The sequence below is a fragment of the Stenotrophomonas sp. YJH_SMC_33 genome, assembly GCF_059372295.1.
This window is the reverse complement of the sequence record NZ_JCAFVJ010000014.1, coordinates 52028-69997: the sequence shown is the minus strand read 5'-3', so window position 1 is coordinate 69997 and position 17970 is coordinate 52028. Positions and strand designations below refer to the sequence as shown.

Here is a 17970-nt window from a genome sequence, read left to right as displayed (position 1 = left end):
CATTCTGTGGGCAAGCGCACTACGGAGATCCGAACATGAATTCCACCATGAAGGCCGCTGTCGTGCGTGAGTTCGGCAAGCCACTGGTCATCGAGGAAGTCTCGGTACCACGCCCGGGGGCGGGCGAGGTACTGGTCAGGATCGAGGCCTGTGGTGTCTGCCACACCGACCTGCACGCCGCCGAGGGCGACTGGCCGGTCAAACCGAACCCGCCGTTCATCCCCGGTCACGAGGGCGTGGGGCACGTCGTGGCCGTGGGTGGCGGGGTCGGGCACGTCAGGGAAGGCGACAGGGTCGGCATCCCCTGGTTGTACTCGGCGTGTGGCCATTGCGAACACTGCCTGGGGGGCTGGGAAACGCTGTGCGAAACGCAGCGCAACACCGGTTACTCGGTCAACGGCGGCTTCGCCGAGTACGCACTGGCCGATGCCAACTATGTCGGCCTGCTTCCAAAGGACGTGGGCTTCGTGGAGATCGCGCCGGTGCTGTGCGCCGGCGTGACCGTCTACAAGGGCCTGAAGGTCACCGACACCAGGCCCGGTGACTGGGTGGCGATCTCCGGCATCGGTGGCCTGGGCCACATGGCCGTGCAGTACGCCCGCGCAATGGGCCTGAACGTGGCGGCGGTGGACGTGGATGACAACAAACTGGCGCTGGCGCGGAAGCTCGGCGCGCAGGTCACCGTCAACGCGCGTACCACCGACCCGGCCGCCTTCCTGAAGAAGGAGATCGGTGGCGCACACGGTGCACTGGTCACCGCGGTGTCGCCGAAGGCGTTCGAGCAGGCACTGGGCATGGTCCGCCGCGGCGGCACTGTCTCGCTCAATGGCCTGCCGCCCGGCAACTTCCCGCTGGATATCTTCGGCATGGTGCTCAACGGCATCACCGTGCGCGGCTCGATCGTCGGCACCCGCCTGGACCTGCAGGAATCGCTGCAGTTCGCTGCCGAGGGCAAGGTCGCCGCCACCGTCAGCACCGATCGCCTGGAAAACATCAACGACGTGTTCGCACGCATGCACGCAGGCACCATCGAAGGCCGCGTCGTACTGGACTTCGCCGCCTGACCCTCCGTGCATGGCCGCCGCCGCTCCGTCCCCCTCTCCCACGGACGCGGCGGCCATGCCGATTCATCGCCAGCGGGCACCCGCGCGGCCGTACAATGCGCGCATGCCCGGCGTGCTCAAGATCCTGTTCCTGTCCATCGTTGCCCTGCTCGGCGGTGTACTTTCACTTGCGCTGGTGAGCAGCGTCGCCAGCTGGCTGCCGCCGCTGCTGGGCATGCCGCCGGACAACAACAGCGCGCAGCTGGGCTGGGACCTGGCCTTCAGCGTGCTCGGTGGCATCGCGGGTATCGCCTTTGCTACCTACTACGCGCCCTGCTGGCCGCGTTCGCACGGCTTCTCGATCTGGTCGCTGATCGCGCTGGGCTGCGGCTACGCGATGTGGACGGCGAGTGCGGATTTCCCGCTCTGGTTCGTCATTTCGCTGCTGGCGTCGCTGCCGCTGCAATTGCTGGCCGGCTGGTGGTTTGGCCGTCGTCCCTCGCGCGATGCAAGGTGATGCCGCCCCTGTAGAGCCGAGCCCGTGCTCGGCTTTCATGCACATTTACACAGGCAGCCGAGCATAGGCTCGGCTCTACAGGTCCATCCGCGGCAGCGTCTGCTTCAGCGCATCGATGCCCTGCCACGGATCCGCTTTCAGCCGCTTCGCGCGCGCCAGCGCCTTGGCCATCGAAAACGCATCGGCCGCACCGACGCGTGCCAGTTCCTCCCAGCGCAGCGGTACCGCCACACCGGCACTTTCACGCGCACGCAGCGACCACGAGCACACGCTGGTGGCGCCCCGCGTATTGCGCAGCCAGTCGATGAAGATGACGCCGCCACGCTTGGCCTTGCTCATGGTCGCCACGTAGTGGTCCGGCGCGCGCTCCGCCATCGCCCGGGCAAATGCCTCGCAGAACACCCTGGCCTGTTCCCAGTCGGCCCTGGGCTTCAGCGGCACCACAACGTGCACGCCCTTGCCACCGGACAACCGCACGAAGCTCTTCAGGCCGGCCTCCTGCAGGCGGTCACGGACGTCACGCGCAGCGGCCTTCACCTGTGCCCAGCTGACGCCTTCTCCAGGGTCAAGATCGAACACCAGCCGATCCGGATGCTCGGGGTCGGCGACGGTTGCACCCCAGGGATGCAACTCCAGGGTGTTCATCTGCACCAGCTGCAGCAGGCCCCGTGCGTCGTCGATGTAAACGTAATCCTCGCGCCCGCTCTTCTGCTGCAGCGGCACCGCATGTACCGCATCGCCCAGGCCGGCACCATGGTGCTTCTGGAAGAAGCAGGCCTTGCCGACGCCGTCCGGGCAGCGCAGTAGTGACAGCGGACGCGCGCTGATTTCCGGCAGGATCCAGCGCGCCATGCGCTGGTAGTAGTCGGCCACGGCGCCCTTGGTCAGCTTCTGCTTTGGAAAAACCACCCGCTCCGGATGAGTAATCTGGACCTCGCCTCCAGCTTCGGTATCTGCGATGTTCATTCCAAGGTCCTCCTTCGGCGTGTCGCTGCGCAGCCGCTTGAAACCAGCCTGGCGCAGGTAGGCCGCCGCGTCGGATCACCCTGCGCGGGCGTGTCGTCAGGCGCCGGCGTCTGCCCTGCGCCGCCGCCAGGTCGGCGCTTTCGCCGGTACTGCTCCAACGACATGCTCAACCTGCCTTGCGGCGTGCAGCGGTCTTCTTTGCAGCTTTCTTCGCAGCCTTCTTGGCTGCCTTCTTTACCGTGGATTTGGTGGCTGCTTTCCGCGTTGCCGTCTTTTTCGCTGGCGTGCGCTTGTTGGCATCCAGGCTCTTCTGCAGCAGCGCCATGAAATCGACCACATTGGTGCTGGCGTCCTCGCGCGGTGCAGGCTCATCGTCGACCCGCGTGGTACCCCCCTTGGACTTGATGCGCTTGTTCAACACCTGCTGCAGGCGCTCGCGGAATTCATCGTGATACTGCGACGGATCCCAGTCGCCGGCCATCGACTCGATCAGCTGTTCGGCCATCGCCGTTTCCTTGCTGGTGATGCGGTAGTCGGACAGCTTGCCGGTGGGCAGCTTGTACTCCTCCGGATCCACCAGTTCCTGTGGATAGCGCAGGATCATCAGCACCAGTGCGTCCTCATGCGGCATCACCGCGCACAGGTACTCGCGTGTGCGCACGACCACCCGCGCGATACCGACCTTGCCGGTGCTGCGCAGGGTCTCGCGCAGCAGCACATAGCCTTTCTCGGCCTTCTTGCCGGGCACCAGCAGATACGGTTTCTCGTAGTAGCGCGGATCGATCTGCGATGCATCCACGAACGATTCCACTTCTACGGCCTCGTGGCTTTCTGGTGCCGCCGAACGGATATCGCCTTCCTCCAGCACGACATAGCTGCCCTTGTCGTACTCGTAGGCCTTGACGATGTCCTTCCAGGGAACTTCCTCGCCCGTATCGGCGTTGACCCGCTCAAAGCGGATCGGCTTGCGATCGCGGGAGTCGAGCATGCGGAACTGCAGATCGACCTTGCGCTCTCCGGACATCAGTGACACCGGCACATTGAGCAGGCCGAACGAGAGCGTGCCAGTCCAGATCGGGCGGGCCATGGGCGTACCTTTGGCGGGGCAGGGTGCCCAGCGTGGGCCGGAGGGCGTAAACCAACCGTGTCCGTGCCGTGCACGTCAGGTGGCGCGACCACTTGGCTGTAGAGCCGAGCCCGCGCTCGGCTGCTTCAAGTGCCCGCCACTACTGCAGCAACGGCCTCACCGCCGCCGCCGGGATATGGTCCAGCGCGCGCCAGGCGTCCTCCACGACCGGGCGTGCCTGCGACCAGCCCAGCCGCGACTGCCCGCGCATCTGTTCCCAATGCTCGGCCAGTTCCTCGCAGGTATCGGCAGCATCACCGCGTGGCCAATCCGCAGCATGGGTCGTCAGCGCGAAGGCATATACCGGGCACAGATCGCGCCAGTTGCGGTGGCTTTGGCCACGCCTCTCCTCGTAGTCGCTGATCATGTACTGCAGGTAGTCCTGCGCCACCGCCTGCGGATCTTCCTGGCGGCGCGTGCGGCGCTGGGCAGTGCGCTGGCCGAGTGGATCGAGCAGGGCGTTGAACACGGACGGTGCGGGTCGTTCAAGACGGGGCATGGACGGCTCCTGCAGCGGGGGCGGGTGGGCAGGAATACGCGCGGTGCCGTTACCGGGGGGTGAGCGAGATGTTCATGACGCCAGGTTCGCAACGGCTTTACCTGCGGGGCGGTGTAGTGGAATCCCCCCAAGGGCAGGTACCAGACCATGAGCCGAGAGACCTCGCGAGACCCGCTGCGGGAGAACCACCCGCCCATTCCCGGCGAGCAGCGCGGCAAGCGCGATGCCGACAACGCCGACTACCGCGGCACCGGCGCGCCGTTCTTCGATGCCGAGCACGACCACCTGCCGGTGAAGCACGAGGCTGAACAGGCCGCCCAGGACCGCAAGGATGGCGGTGACCGCCACCGGGGTGGCCAGGAGAGCCCGCTCAAGCGCCGCGAGCGCAAGCAGCGCGCCAGCGACAACCAGGACGAGGCGCTGGAGGAGACGTTCCCGGCCAGCGACCCGACCTCGCCGTTCGTGCCGGCCAAGGCCCCCGACTGACCGGTAGTGCCGGCCGCTGGCCGGCAACGTCTGGGCTGCCCTACACAAAGCGATGCCGGCCAGCGGCCGGCACTACCAACTCAGCGCCACGACCACTGCAGGCCGACGTTGGCTCGCCGTCCCGGTCCCGGCTCATAGAAGCGCCCGTTGCCGTCATTGACGATCACCGAGCCGATGTAGGCCTGGTCCAGCACGTTCTCCAGCCGCGCGAAAGCACGCAGTTCACCGCTGGGCAGGGTCCAGCGGCGTCCGCCCTCCACGTGCAACAGGGCAAAGCCCGGCGCCCGTTCGGTGGCGACGTCGTTGACCACGGTATCGCTGCTGGCCGTGGCCTCCAGAGCCCATTGCCAGTCGGCGGGGCTCCACTGCAGGCGTGCGAACGCCTGCTGGCGCGGCACACCCGGCAAGCGACTGCCCGCCGCGACCACGTTGTTCGAGGTCAGGTAAGGCGAGCGCACCTGCGCCTGCAGCCAAGTCCAGGCCAACTGCAGTTCCAATTGCTCGGCCAGCGGCTGTCGGTACTGCAGTTCCACGCCCTGGCGGCGGGTGCGGCCAATGTTGCGATAGGTGCTGCGCCCCCCGGTGTTGCTGGCAACGGCCAGCTCATCGTCGGTATCTGCACGGAACAGGCTGATATCGAGCTGGATTCCGCCCTGCGCGTGCCACTTGCTGCCAATCTCCAGATTGCGGCTGCGGGCGGCCGCCAGGTCCAGTGCCAATCCCGCCTGCCCGTCGGCGCGATAGCCCAGTTCGTTGAAGGTGGGGGTTTCGAAACCGCGGCCGACCGCAGCATGCAGCCGCCACTGCGGGTTGGCCTCAAAGCTGATCCCGGCCACCGGCGTGGTGGCCTGGTAGCGCCGGCGGCCACTGTCATCCGGGTTGCGGCCGATGATGTAGCGGTCGTCGGATTCGAAGCGCACGGTGCTGTGGCGCAGGCCAGCCAGCAATGACCAGCGTGGACTCCACTGCCACCACGCCTGCGCGAACTGATCGACGTTATGCACGGTGTCGATCTGGTCTCTGCGCAGGCGCCCACGTACGCCCAGCGTGCTGCCGATGAAGTTCTCGTAGCCGGTCCGATGCTGGCGCTGGCGGTCGGCGCTGAGCCCGGCCACCAGGTCCAGCGGTCGCCCGGCCAGATCGCCGTGCCAGCCCCAGCGCGCGTCCAGCCCGCCGTAGCCGGCGTCCAGATCGATCACGCCGCCGGCATGCAGCGGATTGGCCTGCGCCGTGGGCGGAATGGGCAGGAACTGGGTCACCGCGCGCTGCCCGGCATAGCCCATCAACTGCCAGCGCTGCGCTCCCGTTTCACGGGTCCAGCGCAGGCCGGCCTGCTGCTGGCGCACCGATTTGCGGGTGTTGTACGGGTGCGCCACCGCCGTGGCCTGGCGCGGATCAGCCGCCACCTGGGCACGGGTCAGGCCCAGCGGATCCTGTGCATCGGGGGCATCGAGCGCATTGAGCAACAGCTCCAGCCGCCCACCGCCCAGCGCACCACCGATGCGTGCGTTGAGCGATTCACGGCGCGCACGGCTGTGGTCGCGCCAGCCATCGGTGCGGAGGTGATTGGCGGCGATGTTGTAGTCCAGCAGTTGGCCGGCACCCTTCAGCTGCGCGCCGACACTGAGCGTGTTGTCGGCGCCAGCGTTGAGCCGCAACCGCCACGGGTCGCCGGCCTGGCCCTGCGCGCTCCAGACCTGCAGCACGCCACCGGAGGAGTTGCCGTACAGCGCCGAGAACGGCCCGCGCAGCACGTCGATGCGCTCGGCGCCCAGCAGGCTGGCGTGTGACAGCTGGCCCTGGCCATCGGGCATGGTGGCCGGCACGCCGTCGATCAACACCCGCACCCCGCGCACACCGAAGGTCGAGCGCGCGCCGAAGCCACGGATCGACAGCTGCGTGTCCTGCGCGAAGTTCTGCCGGTCGCGCGCCAGCAGCCCCGGTACCCCGGCCAGCGCCTCGGACAGCTGCGCGCCGGTGCCAGCGCGGCTGGCATTGATCCAGACCGTGTCTTGGCTGGCCGGCAGCGCGAACGGGTCGATGCCCGGCACCCGTGCGGCCTGTACCTGCACCGCAGGCAGGGCGGTGGGCGCAGGCTCGGCCACCGCTGTCCAGGGCGACAGCAGCAGGGCAGACAGCGGAAGGCAACAGCGTCGTGCGGCGGGATTCATGATTCAGGTTGATGGATCGGGCGGCAACGCACGCCATGGTACGGGGCCGCGGATGACGATGGCGGCGGCCAGCCCCGGCAGGCTTTGTTACGATGGGCTGTTTCCGGCCGAAAAGCCGCGAACCGCGTGGCGCAATTCCTCCCCCTTTCCGTCTACCGAACGAGTACCGCCGTGTCCTTCTTTGCAAACGTGGAACTGGTCCCAGGCGACCCGATCCTGGGCCTGACCGAGGCGTACAACGCCGACAGCCGCCCGACCAAGGTCAACCTGGGTGTGGGCATCTACTACGACGAGAGCGGCCGCATTCCGCTGCTGCGCGCCGTCAAGCAGATCGAGCAGCAGCTCGCCGCTGAAGCCAAACCGCGCGGCTACCTGCCGATCGATGGCCTGCCGGCGTACACGCAGGCCACGCGTGAGCTGGTGTTCGGCAAGGATTCGCCGCTGCTGGCCGCTGGCCGCGTGACCACCGCGCAGACCGTTGGTGGCAGCGGTGCGCTGCGCGTCGGCGCCGACGTGCTGAAGAAGCTGCTGCCGCACGCCACCGTTGCGCTGAGCAACCCGAGCTGGGAAAACCACCGCGCCGTGTTCAGCGCGGCCGGCTTCGAGGTGCTGGATTACACCTACTTCGATCCGACCACCCACGGCGTCAACTTCGACGGCCTGCTGGCGGACCTGGGCAAGCTGGAAGCCGGCACCGTGGTGCTGCTGCACGCCTGCTGCCACAACCCCACCGGTGCCGACCTCACGGTCACCCAGTGGAAGCAGGTCGCACAGCTGCTGAAGGACAAGCAGCTGTTCCCCTTCATCGACATGGCCTACCAGGGCTTCGACAAGGGCATCGAGCAGGACGGCGCCGCGGTGCGCATCATCGCCGAAGCCGGCATCGACAGCTTCATCGTCGCCAACTCGTACTCCAAGTCGTTCTCGCTGTATGGCGAGCGCGTGGGTGCGCTGTCGATGGTGGCGCCGACCGCCGCTGACGCCAAGGCGGTGCAGTCGCAGGTCAAGCGCGTGATCCGCACCATCTACTCCAGCCCATCCACCCACGGTGCTGCGCTGGTGGCCGGCGTGCTGACCCACCCGGAACTGCGCGCGATGTGGGAGCAGGAGCTGACCGAGATGCGCGAGCGCATCCATGCCCTGCGCCAGGGCCTGGTCGAGAAGCTGGCCGCTGCAGGTGCCCCGCAGTTCGGCTTCATCAACGAGCAGGCCGGCATGTTCTCCTACTCCGGCTTGAGCCGTGAGCAGGTCGAGCGCCTGCGCGACGAGTTCGGCATCTACGCCGTCGGCACCGGTCGCATCTGCGTGGCCGCGCTGAACCAGAACAACCTGGAATACGTCGCCAAGGCCGTGGCCACCGTCGCCAAGGGCTGAAGCAACGCTCCAGTGGCTTGAGGACAAAGGCGCCGAAAGGCGCCTTTGTTTTTTGCTCCTGCTCTTGCCTTTGCCATCCCCACCGCGCTCGCGGGGAACCCTGACGCTCGCGGGAGGGGGAGGCGATGCAGGACCGTTGGCGCCATGGATGGCGCCATCGAGCTTACAGGGACGTACTTGCAGCGTGTCCTGCATCGCCTTCCCCTCCCGCGAGCCTCGACAAAAGGAAGGCGCCACGAGCGCAACGCATCTGGAAACGATTACGCCTTCCCGCGCTCACGCACGCCCCCGCCATACGGGCGACAATAGGCGTTTTCCCGCTGCCGAGACCTGCCCGCCCATGTCCCGTACTTCGTTGACCCGCTTCCTGATCCAGGAACAGCACGCCGGCCGCATCAATGCCGACCTGCGCCAGCTGATCGCCGTGGTGGCCCGCGCCTGCACCAGCATCTCCATCGCCGTCAGCAAGGGCGCCCTCGGTGGCGTGCTCGGCGATGCCGGTACCGGCAACGTGCAGGGTGAAGCGCAGAAGAAGCTGGACGTCATCAGCAACGAGATCCTGCTTGAAGCCAACGCCTGGGGTGGCCACCTCGCCGCCTGCGCCTCGGAGGAAATGGACCACAGCCAGCCGGTGCCGGACATCTATCCGCGCGGTGATTTCCTGCTGCTGTTCGACCCCCTCGATGGCAGCTCCAACATCGACGTCAACGTCTCCGTCGGCACCATCTTCTCGGTGCTGCGTTGCCCGACCAATGTCGAACTGCCGGGCGATGACGCCTTCCTGCAGCCGGGCAGCAAGCAGATCGCCGCTGGCTACTGCATCTACGGGCCCAGCACCCAGCTGGTGCTGACCGTCGGCCATGGCAGCCACGCCTTCACTCTGGACCGCGAGAAGGGCGAGTTCGTGCTGACCACCGAGAACATGCAGATTCCGGCGGCCACCCAGGAATTCGCCATCAACATGTCCAACCAGCGTCACTGGGAAGCGCCGATGCAGGCCTACGTCAGCGACCTGCTGGCGGGCAAGGAAGGCGCGCGCGGCAAGAACTTCAACATGCGCTGGATCGCCAGCATGGTGGCCGACGTGCATCGCATCCTGACCCGCGGGGGCATCTTCATCTACCCGTGGGACAAGAAGGATCCGTCCAAGGCCGGCAAGCTGCGCCTGATGTACGAGGCCAACCCGATGGGCCTGCTGGTCGAACAGGCCGGCGGTGCCGCCTCGACGGGCCGTGAGCGCATCCTCGACATCCAGCCCGACCACCTGCACCAGCGCGTGCCGGTGTTCCTGGGTTCGCGCGAGGAAGTGGCCGAAGCCGTGCGCTACCACCACGCGCACGACGACGCACAGGGCTGACGGCCTATCGCCTGACAGACGTCATGGCAGTTCGATGACATGACCGTGGGGTGACACCAAGGGCGGCAAACGGCACCATCAAGCCGTTGCCGCCTAAGGAATGCACGCATGCACGAGCAGGGCCCGGTCGATTTCATCGAAGTCATCCACAACGCCGTCCCCAGCGAGGTCTGCGCGGCCATCGTTGAACGCCTGCGCGCCACGCGTGGCCTGCAGCCCGGTGCCGTGGGCAGTGGCGTGTTCCCGGAACTCAAGCACAGCAAGGATCTGCGCATCAGTGGCCTGGACGGCTGGCAGGATGTCGACCAGCAGCTGCAGATCGCGGTGTTCAACGGCCTGCTGACTTATCTACGCCGTTATCCACAGGCGTTGATTGCGCCGCTGATGTTGCAGATCCAGGACAGCAACGGCCAACCGCGACGCCTGTCTGCCGAGGACTTCCCTGACATGCCGCCGCAGCAGCTGGCCGACCTGGCCCGCACCTGCCTGCGCCCGGGTGCGATCAACCTGCAGTGGTACGCAGCGGGCGAGGGCGGTTATCCGTACTGGCACTGCGAGCTGTACCCGAAGGATGCGCAGGCCGAGACTCTGCACCGACACGTGTTGTGGACGCTGTACCTCAACGACGACTTTGACGAAGGCGAGACCGAGTTCCTGTTCCAGGGGCGGAAGATCGCACCACGCACCGGCAGCCTGCTGATTGCGCCGACGGCGTTCACCCATACCCATCGTGGCAATCGCCCGCAGGGCGGGGACAAGTTCATCGCGACGAGTTGGATCCTGTTCCAGAGCGCGCAGAAGTTGTTTGGGGGAGGGTGAGGTCATCGTACTTCTCCCGATTGGAGCCGATATCCAGGCAAGTTCGTTATGCCGTCGGTGGTTTACCGGGCCTCAGGATAGCAGTAGTAGTCGCCGCCCCTGTCCGAGTCCCAGTAGGTTCCTCCATAGAGCTTCACCGTACTGCCCCTTGTCGTCAGCTCTACCGAGCGCGCCAGGCGATCCTCGCAGAAGACCATCAATCTGTAATGGCGCTGCCGTTTGTCTTTCTGCAGTCGCCACCGCTTCTCTGCGGCTTGTTTGATGAAGAAAGCGGCGATCTGCTCTGGATCAGATTCGAGTTCGGCGTCGAAGACGGCCCCAAGAACGTGACCTTCGGTAAGAACTTAACGTTCGTGGGATGGCTCCCTGAAGGAAGTTCAAAGGTCTCGGTAGCAGCGCGCAGTTCTGCTTCTGTTGGCTTTCCGGTCCAATCGGCACCTCCGGTGGATCCGAACATTGAAAGATAGGTACCGCCTATCAGGCCCGCAATGACAGCGCACAGGAGCAGATGGCGCAGCGGTACCTTTTTCATGGCCCATTCCCCGACTGCCGTTGTTCGCCGCCACTTGAATCCCGCAAGGCTTCAGTCGTCTTTGCACCGAGCACCGGATCATTGATGCTCGACGGACCGGGTCGCTTGCGAGGACGACGTCGATACAGGATCCCTCCCGCTGCCCCACCAAATACGGCCATGCCGAGGCCGACCAGCTCTTCGCTGCCTAGCGGATCCGCTGACAGCAATTTGGCCGCTGTCAGTAGAAGAAAGTTCAATGGGAGCATCCACAGGAACGCGATGCCCAGCCAGTAGATGATCTTCATTTCATGCGCTCATGGATCCGGAAGCATCGACTTGAACCAGTAGGCGGATATGCTTCGCATCCATGATGCTGAACTCTTTCGTCTCTAGCTCGCGCAGCTTGCGCATGTCTATTCCATGGTGTCGAAACATCGAAATCAGCTCTCTTACGCTGGCCTCATCCATAGCCGACCGATCCATGGAAACAATGCTCCTGCTGAGAGATCCTTGGACGGGAGCTACACCTTGCGCCCTCACCTCTGGAGAAAAATTCATCTTCGTCCAGCCGTAAATGAAACCTCAGGAATTTGATTTCCAACCTCAACATGTCCAGAGCACGGAAAAGTTGCTGGGCGTAGACTGATTCACCCGACTATTGGGAGGGACAAGGGATAGCCAGGGATTGGAGACCCAGCCTTGCCATACACTTGGCCTTCTCGACAGAGATTTCCTTGCATCGACATGTGCACTGTAGATCGAATGATGTGTCCTCGATTCAATGCAGCCTTTCGAATCGAGGACACATCGTCCCAGCCCGTATTCGTCTCCGGCACTGCATGGCCACTCCCTCAGTAGCCTAATGCTGTGCTCCACTCTGTATAGAGATATGGGAATTGGCAGCGACTAATGTTGATTGTTCCCGTCTGACCGGCACTTCCTAATAAATCCATCTCTGAACTCGTTGGGCCTTTGCGCACTGCCATTCGTCGTTAGGCGAACAAAAAGTGGCCCCTGGGGCTGTCCAGTTGCCATCGCGAACAGCGCACTCTGACCTTCTGGTCCATCGTGCACTGCAATCAGCGTGAACTCGCCTTTGGCGTACTCTCCACGGCGGCGCTCGCCGATTGTGAAGCCGGGATGTCCACCAATCAGTACGTCAATACGGCGCTTCCCGTCTACGAACACCCCGGTTTCAAAGTCAGGCCCAGGAGCGTCGGATTGAAAGCGCATGCCAGATTGAACCTCTGCGCATACGTTGAATCGCTTACTTATTGGGGCCAGCTCCTTGGCGTGGCAGCCCAGCATCATATAAGCGACTAAACAGCACAGTATGGCGGTCCTATTTGCACCCACACCCTTTGATAATTGCCTCATTGCCCACCTTCAATACGTCTTCTATGTTTTTTTCATTGACGGAGTTCATGTTAATCACTCTGCCCATGATTCCGGTTCCGTAATCAGGCAATCCCATCAGATGCCCTGCTTCATGAGCGAAGGTGGCTGCGCCCCACTGTCCAGGCAGATACCATACGCCCTCATTCATCCACACCCGATTTACCCAAGACTCATGATCGCCCTGGCGAATCGACACGGCGTTGGTTCTGACAGGATCGTACTTGTCCATTTGCATGACAACCGTCGTGACCTGGTACTTCCCGAATCTCCCAGTCCATGCCTTTTCGATTGCACTGGCCATCGCAGCCGCCTGAGCATTGCTTCCATTCTGGAAATTGATAGGCAAAGCGATGCCAACATTATTTCCTGATTTGGTACATGCATATGCGATAAGCCCGAGAGGATCGACATTGCTCATGGGATTGCCACCAACATATGCGTAGGTGTTGGCGCCACCTGCCAACCCGATCGGATCACTCTGCACATACCGGCCGATGCTCGCGTCATAGTCGCGGAAGCCGCTGTACCAGAGGCCGCTTTCCACATCGTAGTACTGGCCCGGGAAGCCAATGTTCAACCCGCCAATCTCATCCTTCTGGACACTGCGCCCATAGGCGTAGTTGTACGCCTTCCAGACGGTCTGCTGGCTCGGGCTGGTGACGAACTCCGGGCGTCCAAGATGATCGGTATGCACATAATTGTGCTGCCCGCTGCGAGCCAAACCCACCAGTTCACCTTCGAACCAGAAATAGTTGGTCCACACGCCATTGTTCAGCTCGGTCATAAGCTGGTTTTGGCCAACGTAGAAGTAGCGACTGTTGGTGTTCTGGTTGATCTTTGCAACGCGCTGCCCCTGCGCATTGAGCACGTAATCAGTCGCAGTGCCACCTATGTTGCTGCGGCTCATGCGATTGAATGCATTGTACTCATAGGTGCTGATCCGGCTGCCTGCGGTCTCGCTGATACGATTTCCCAATGCGTCGTACTGGTACTGACGGCTGCCGTCCTGGTTGGTGTAGTTCAGCACCCGGTTGCTCCCCGGGTCGATGCTGTATTGGGTCAGCTGATTGCCTGCCTGATAGCGGTCGTGATTGCCGCCGGCATCGTAGGAAAGATTGTTGATGACACCGAAGCGGGTCAGCTTGGTCATACGACTCAACGCGTCGTAGCCGATCAACTGGGTCATGTTCGGGTCGACAGCGTCGACAATGGCGGTGATTTCGCCATCGCCGCTGTACTGATAGTCCCAATAGCTGACCTTGCTGCCATTGGGTCCCCAGACCGACATTGCGGTCAGCCGCCCCTCCTGATCATGGTTGTAGCCCCGGGCAAGCCCGTTGCCATAGGCCAGCCACTCATGCGCTCCCGTGACCTTCCAGTTGGCCTGGGAGATGATTGAGCGTTGAGTCCCGTCGACCGTCGCCATCAACGCACTTGGTTTTCCTTGGGAGCCATATGTGTAGGTCGCCTTGTCACCGTTGGGATAGGTGATCTGGCTCAGGCGATTGATGCCGTCGTATCCATAGGTGGTGCTGTAGTCCGTCTTCTGACCAGACAAATCGGTGAAGTCGCGCCGTATCTGCAGCTGTCCGTTCGGTGTATAGGCAAAATGGGTGGCGGTTCCGGGCCCTGAAGTGCCGCACAGCTGACCTTTACCGTTGCCGCACCAATCGTAGCTATAACCCATTGTTCGGCCTTCTGCGCTCGCAGAAGTCATTCGTCCCAGACCGTCGTAGCCGAAGGAGACGACGCTGCCATCGGCCCGCGCCGTCGATGTCCGCAGACCTGCAGCATCGTACTGGTGCTGTGTCGTTCCCGTATCCGGACTCACCTGTTTCCACATCTGGCCGAAACCATCGAATTCGTAGGTGGTAACGAGATTGCGGGGATCGCTCACACGGATGGGGCGATCTGCCAGGTCGTAGGCAATCTGGGTCGTGCCCCCGGCGGCGTCGATTGATTTGATCAGGCGTCCACGCGGATCGTAGCTCATTCGGGTGACGCGATTCTGCGAATCGGTCACCTGGGTGACGCGTCCCTCCGCGTCATAGGCATAGCGTACGTTCTGTACCCCATTGCCGCGCTCGACGATCACGCGGCCCAGTTCGTCGTACTCATATGTGTTGACGGAGACAACAGCGTTCAGCCCGATCAGGGCAAGCGTCAGTGCTGGCATATGGATGGTCCTTTCTTACCGAGGGCGTTCGCAGACGCTGCGACCGCAACTTCCCTTGTTGTTCTCGACCGACTGAAAGACGTTTGCTTCCACGGCCCAAGCCGCACCACCGGACGCAGTTCTCGCGCAGTACCTGTAGTTCACCCTCTGGATAACAGCATTCGATGGGATGAGGGGTAAGGTCAGTGTGGTCATCACATCGGCGCCTCGCAGGTGGTGCTGTTTGGCGGGCAGTACCAATCCGCGTTTTCTACCGCGATCATGGTGTAGGGCCGGGGTCCCCAAGCCCTACCGCTGGTCGCCATCTGGGCAATATATGCAAAGCTCCTGATCCCGATGCCATCGTGGTAGGGCGCAACGTCGATGCTGAACGATGCAATCCCTCCAGGGGATACTGGCCCAGCCAGTGCTCGGGATTGATCCAGCTGGTCCTGGCCCCATGCAAGGTAGGTGTTTCCGTCCCATACGACGTTGCCTGTGTTGCGGACCTGTATGGTCAACGTGCTTTGCCGTCCATTGGTGATGTTGGTGGGATAGGCGTTGAAGGAAACGAACTCCGCACTCCGCACAACGGCCGGAACGGTGAAAGTGCCCGAGCGATTGATGGTCAGGTTCGGACCGCCAACAGGCGAGATACCGTGCACGTATAGTGCTTTGCCCCCGTGATTCGATCGTACGTTGCCGTCAAGAGGAATCTTGAACCAATAGGCACTTCCGCGTGCCTGGCACGCGTTGGCAACGTTTCCGTCGGTCGCCAAGTTGGCGCGGCCCGAAGCGACGAATGTACCGCCACCAGCTGCGCCACCGGCATAGACGTGTACGTCGATCGAGGCGTCCACGCCAACTGAGCAGGCCCAGCCTTCAATGAAGAAGTTCCAGTTGCCGTCCTGGGTCACGCCGCCGATGTCACCAACGATGGTTGCCGTTGGAATCGCAAACACGCCTGAGTTCGCGAGCGGTCGATCCTGGCCGCGGCCCTGCGGAGATTGGCCGTAGACGGAGAACTTGCGACCGCCCAACTGTTGCCTCTGGGCTAGCGATATCGGCAGCTGATACCTATAGGCACTCCCTGATGCTTGGCAAGCGGCTGCAACTCCTGGCTCGCTGGCAAGGTTTGCTTGAGTGCTACCCAGATAGACGTTGCCGTCGGCGTAACCGTCCACCTGGATTGACCCAGCCGAGCCAGTGGAACAAGCCCAGCCACGTACGAACCAGTTCCACTGCGCATCATGAGTGATTTCGTCAATCACGCCGCTCACCATCGAACCCATTGGATAGTCGGTTTGTGAAACCTCGGTGCGCGTGCGATTGGAAGCGTTGTTGTAGCTATGATGGGTCCACGCCCACTTGCCGTCCCCCATCGAACGGACTTCCTGTGTCAGGCGGCGCCCTGCATCGTAGCCGTAGCGGACTGTCACGCCATCAGGCTGGGTAAGCGATGCGATGTCACCTGCAGCGGTGTAGCCAATGGCGGTCGTCGCCCAGCCGGTTCCCGAACTGGTTCTGTCGGATACAACGCGGCCACGGCCGTCATACGTCAACTCTCGCACACCACCATTCGCGTTGACGATGCGCCCCGGCAGCCCCAGCCCGTTGTAGTTGGAATAGCTGATCGTATGACCAAGCGCGTTGGTGACACTGGTCAGATCGCCCTGACTGTTGAAAACGGAGGTGACGTCGTCCTGCGCAAGCGGTCCATCGACTTTGATGGAGGCCTTCAATCCGTTTGGGTGATAGGTATACGTGCTTCGGGTCACTCGCGTCTGGCTGGGCACTCCACGTGCCGTCAGATTGCGCTCGGTTGCGCTGGCCACGTTTCCGCGATCATCATAGGAATAGGCAACTTCAAGATCACCCACCACCGTTGTCTTGAGGAGTCGGTTGCGCGTGGTATCCCACTCCTGCAACGTCGTACGTTCGGCCGAGCTGCCGACCGCTTCCACCCGCTTCAGCAGGTAACCCTGTGCGCTGTAGTCGAAGTTGGTCAGATTGTCCTGGAAGTCATGGACCAGATCAGGATATCCGTTGGCGTCATAGCTCTGCTCCTTGTAGCTGGCAGGGCAGTTCGGCGAGGGATCACCCTTGGTCGATACCATCTTTCCGTCCTTGAACGTGTAGGTGGTGCTACGGCCAAGAGGGTTGATCACAGTGACATCAATATCGACGGGCCGCGTAAGGCTCGGCGCAGCGGCGGCGGTCATACCGAGTGCGCTCTCCATCGGCAGCGAGCCAACAGGCAGTGAGCGCGGCTGATAGCAGATGCGTGTGCCTCCGGTGCGCTGTTCGCACCATCCACGCTCCTCATCGGCGCGGAGACCCCCGGGTCGAGTCGGAGCGGGGGGCGGCAGCACCGGTTCGGTGCTGCGTACGGCGTAACTGAAGCGGAACCGTTCAATGCCACCATTGTGCTCTGTGCTGATGGCGCGGCGCTCCGCGTCGTACGCAAACGTGGAATAGCGCACGCCATTAAAAGACTTGCCAGTCAGGGCACCCGGGAAGCGGGCATCTTCGTAGTGGTAACTGATCGTCGTTGCAGGTGTGCCAGGCAGCGTCGTGCTGGCGAGCCGCCCACGTCCGTTCCCGAACACATTGGGGGTATAGGTGTAGCGATAGATGTTGCCGGCCGGATCGGTCACCTGGCTGACCTGTCCGTTGGCCCAGCCAAAGCTGACGCTGCGTCCAGAGGAGTGCGTCACCTTCTGCAAGTAACGGTCAGCATAGGAGAACGTCCAGCTCACGCCCTGCTCATTGCTGAGTCGGGTGATATAGCCCTCGGCGTTGTAGGTCTCCGTACCGTTGTTTTCGTTTCGAAGCGTAAACGTGCCATTGCCGTTCGCGGACAGGTACGCGATGGGCTGGGCCTTGTCCTCATACCAGCGACCGCTGGCCGGATCCTTGAGGTACTTGATGCGACGACCGTCGGGCCGTTGCACCCACGCCAGCTGATTTGCATCGGTGAATGCGAGCGAATAGTCGAAGTTGCTCAGCCAGTGATTGCCGAACAGCCCGGTCGCGCTCCAGTAGTGATTGTAGTTGCGCTGCAGGAACAGGCCCATTTCGCCCTGGCTGGCGAAATCAAGTTCTGGTTCGACCTTGTTGCCGCTGTAGAGAACGACAGGATTGCCCTTGCGGCCGTTGCAATCCTTCTCTTTGTCATCGGTCGGCTGCTCCTTCGCGGTTTCGGTCGGAATTGCACCGCCGCCGCCATTGTCCATTTGAGACTCGGACAGGTGGACACCACTGCCGCCGCCAAATCCAAAACCACCTACACCGCTACCTCCAGCAGGGCGTTTGGCGGTGACCTGAACGGTTTCGAGAGTGTTTGCCGCGGTTGCCAATGCCATCGGCAGGCAAAGCAGCGGCAGAAGAAGAAGACGGGACTGCAGGGTGTTCCGCGTTGCAACGTGCGTCATGCGCTTGCCTAGCTCCTCATCCGAGACCGACTCATTCAGTCATCGGGAATTCATGTTTGTAACGAGTCTATGACAGCACGCTGTAACGGTGCAATGGAGGCACCTAATGTT

Annotated in this window: 13 protein-coding genes and 1 pseudogene; 6 read left to right on the top strand and 8 right to left on the bottom strand. The window is 62.9% G+C overall.

Going from position 1 to position 17970, the window contains the following annotated elements; genetic code table 11:
* Positions 1-35 precede the first annotated feature (35 nt).
* Both adhP and AC5P9W_RS17600 read left to right on the top strand, forming a co-directional pair.
* Positions 36-1064, top strand: coding sequence for an alcohol dehydrogenase AdhP (gene adhP, locus AC5P9W_RS17605; protein ID WP_021204618.1), 1029 nt, complete (start codon positions 36-38; stop codon positions 1062-1064).
* 103 nt (positions 1065-1167) lie between these two features.
* Positions 1168-1560, top strand: coding sequence for a hypothetical protein (locus AC5P9W_RS17600; protein ID WP_111104123.1), 393 nt, complete (start codon positions 1168-1170; stop codon positions 1558-1560).
* A 75-nt stretch (positions 1561-1635) separates the two neighbouring features.
* Here AC5P9W_RS17600 and ligD read toward each other — a convergent pair.
* The 3 genes and pseudogenes from ligD to AC5P9W_RS17585 form a co-directional block, all read right to left on the bottom strand.
* Positions 1636-2583 (bottom strand): annotated as a pseudogene (gene ligD, locus AC5P9W_RS17595) (non-homologous end-joining DNA ligase); the annotation flags it as partial.
* A 109-nt stretch (positions 2584-2692) separates the two neighbouring features.
* A complete protein-coding gene (gene ku / locus AC5P9W_RS17590) occupies positions 2693-3613 on the bottom strand; it encodes a non-homologous end joining protein Ku (RefSeq protein ID WP_021204616.1) in 921 nt (306 codons plus the stop codon).
* A 139-nt stretch (positions 3614-3752) separates the two neighbouring features.
* Positions 3753-4151, bottom strand: coding sequence for a hypothetical protein (locus AC5P9W_RS17585; protein ID WP_021204615.1), 399 nt, complete (start codon positions 4149-4151; stop codon positions 3753-3755).
* Positions 4152-4298: 147 nt separating this feature from the next.
* Here AC5P9W_RS17585 and AC5P9W_RS17580 point away from each other — a divergent pair, with 147 nt between their 5' ends.
* Positions 4299-4637, top strand: a complete 339-nt coding sequence (locus tag AC5P9W_RS17580) for a hypothetical protein (protein ID WP_005411772.1) — start codon at positions 4299-4301, stop codon at positions 4635-4637.
* An 80-nt stretch (positions 4638-4717) separates the two neighbouring features.
* Here AC5P9W_RS17580 and AC5P9W_RS17575 read toward each other — a convergent pair whose 3' ends face one another.
* Entirely contained in the window at positions 4718-6808 is a 2091-nt protein-coding gene (locus tag AC5P9W_RS17575; RefSeq protein WP_206621830.1) for a TonB-dependent receptor family protein, read from the bottom strand.
* 171 nt (positions 6809-6979) lie between these two features.
* Here AC5P9W_RS17575 and AC5P9W_RS17570 point away from each other — a divergent pair, with 171 nt between their 5' ends.
* From AC5P9W_RS17570 to AC5P9W_RS17560, 3 genes are all read left to right on the top strand, one after another.
* Positions 6980-8182, top strand: coding sequence for an amino acid aminotransferase (locus AC5P9W_RS17570; protein ID WP_111099267.1), 1203 nt, complete (start codon positions 6980-6982; stop codon positions 8180-8182).
* A gap of 340 nt (positions 8183-8522) precedes the next feature.
* Positions 8523-9539: a class 1 fructose-bisphosphatase gene (locus AC5P9W_RS17565; protein WP_206621829.1), complete on the top strand. Its 1017-nt coding sequence runs from the start codon at positions 8523-8525 to the stop codon at positions 9537-9539.
* 108 nt (positions 9540-9647) lie between these two features.
* Positions 9648-10358 (top strand): 2OG-Fe(II) oxygenase, encoded by a 711-nt coding sequence (locus AC5P9W_RS17560; RefSeq protein WP_014035427.1) that lies wholly within the window; start codon positions 9648-9650, stop codon positions 10356-10358.
* Positions 10359-10554: 196 nt separating this feature from the next.
* Here AC5P9W_RS17560 and AC5P9W_RS17555 read toward each other — a convergent pair whose 3' ends face one another.
* The 4 genes from AC5P9W_RS17555 to AC5P9W_RS17540 all read right to left on the bottom strand — a co-directional run bounded on the left by AC5P9W_RS17555 (position 10555) and on the right by AC5P9W_RS17540 (position 17859).
* Complete coding sequence (locus AC5P9W_RS17555; protein WP_241745043.1) at positions 10555-10890, bottom strand: hypothetical protein; 336 nt, start codon at positions 10888-10890, stop codon at positions 10555-10557.
* Positions 10887-11177, bottom strand: coding sequence for a hypothetical protein (locus AC5P9W_RS17550; RefSeq protein WP_100053429.1), 291 nt, complete (start codon positions 11175-11177; stop codon positions 10887-10889). The genes AC5P9W_RS17555 and AC5P9W_RS17550 overlap by 4 nt, the downstream gene beginning before the upstream one ends.
* 1037 nt (positions 11178-12214) lie before the next feature.
* The gene (locus AC5P9W_RS17545; protein WP_495219377.1) at positions 12215-14446 is read right to left on the bottom strand and encodes an RHS repeat-associated core domain-containing protein; all 2232 of its coding nucleotides are present in this window, start codon (positions 14444-14446) and stop codon (positions 12215-12217) included.
* A gap of 194 nt (positions 14447-14640) precedes the next feature.
* Positions 14641-17859, bottom strand: coding sequence for a DUF6531 domain-containing protein (locus AC5P9W_RS17540; protein ID WP_495219376.1), 3219 nt, complete (start codon positions 17857-17859; stop codon positions 14641-14643).
* Positions 17860-17970: the final 111 nt, after the last annotated feature.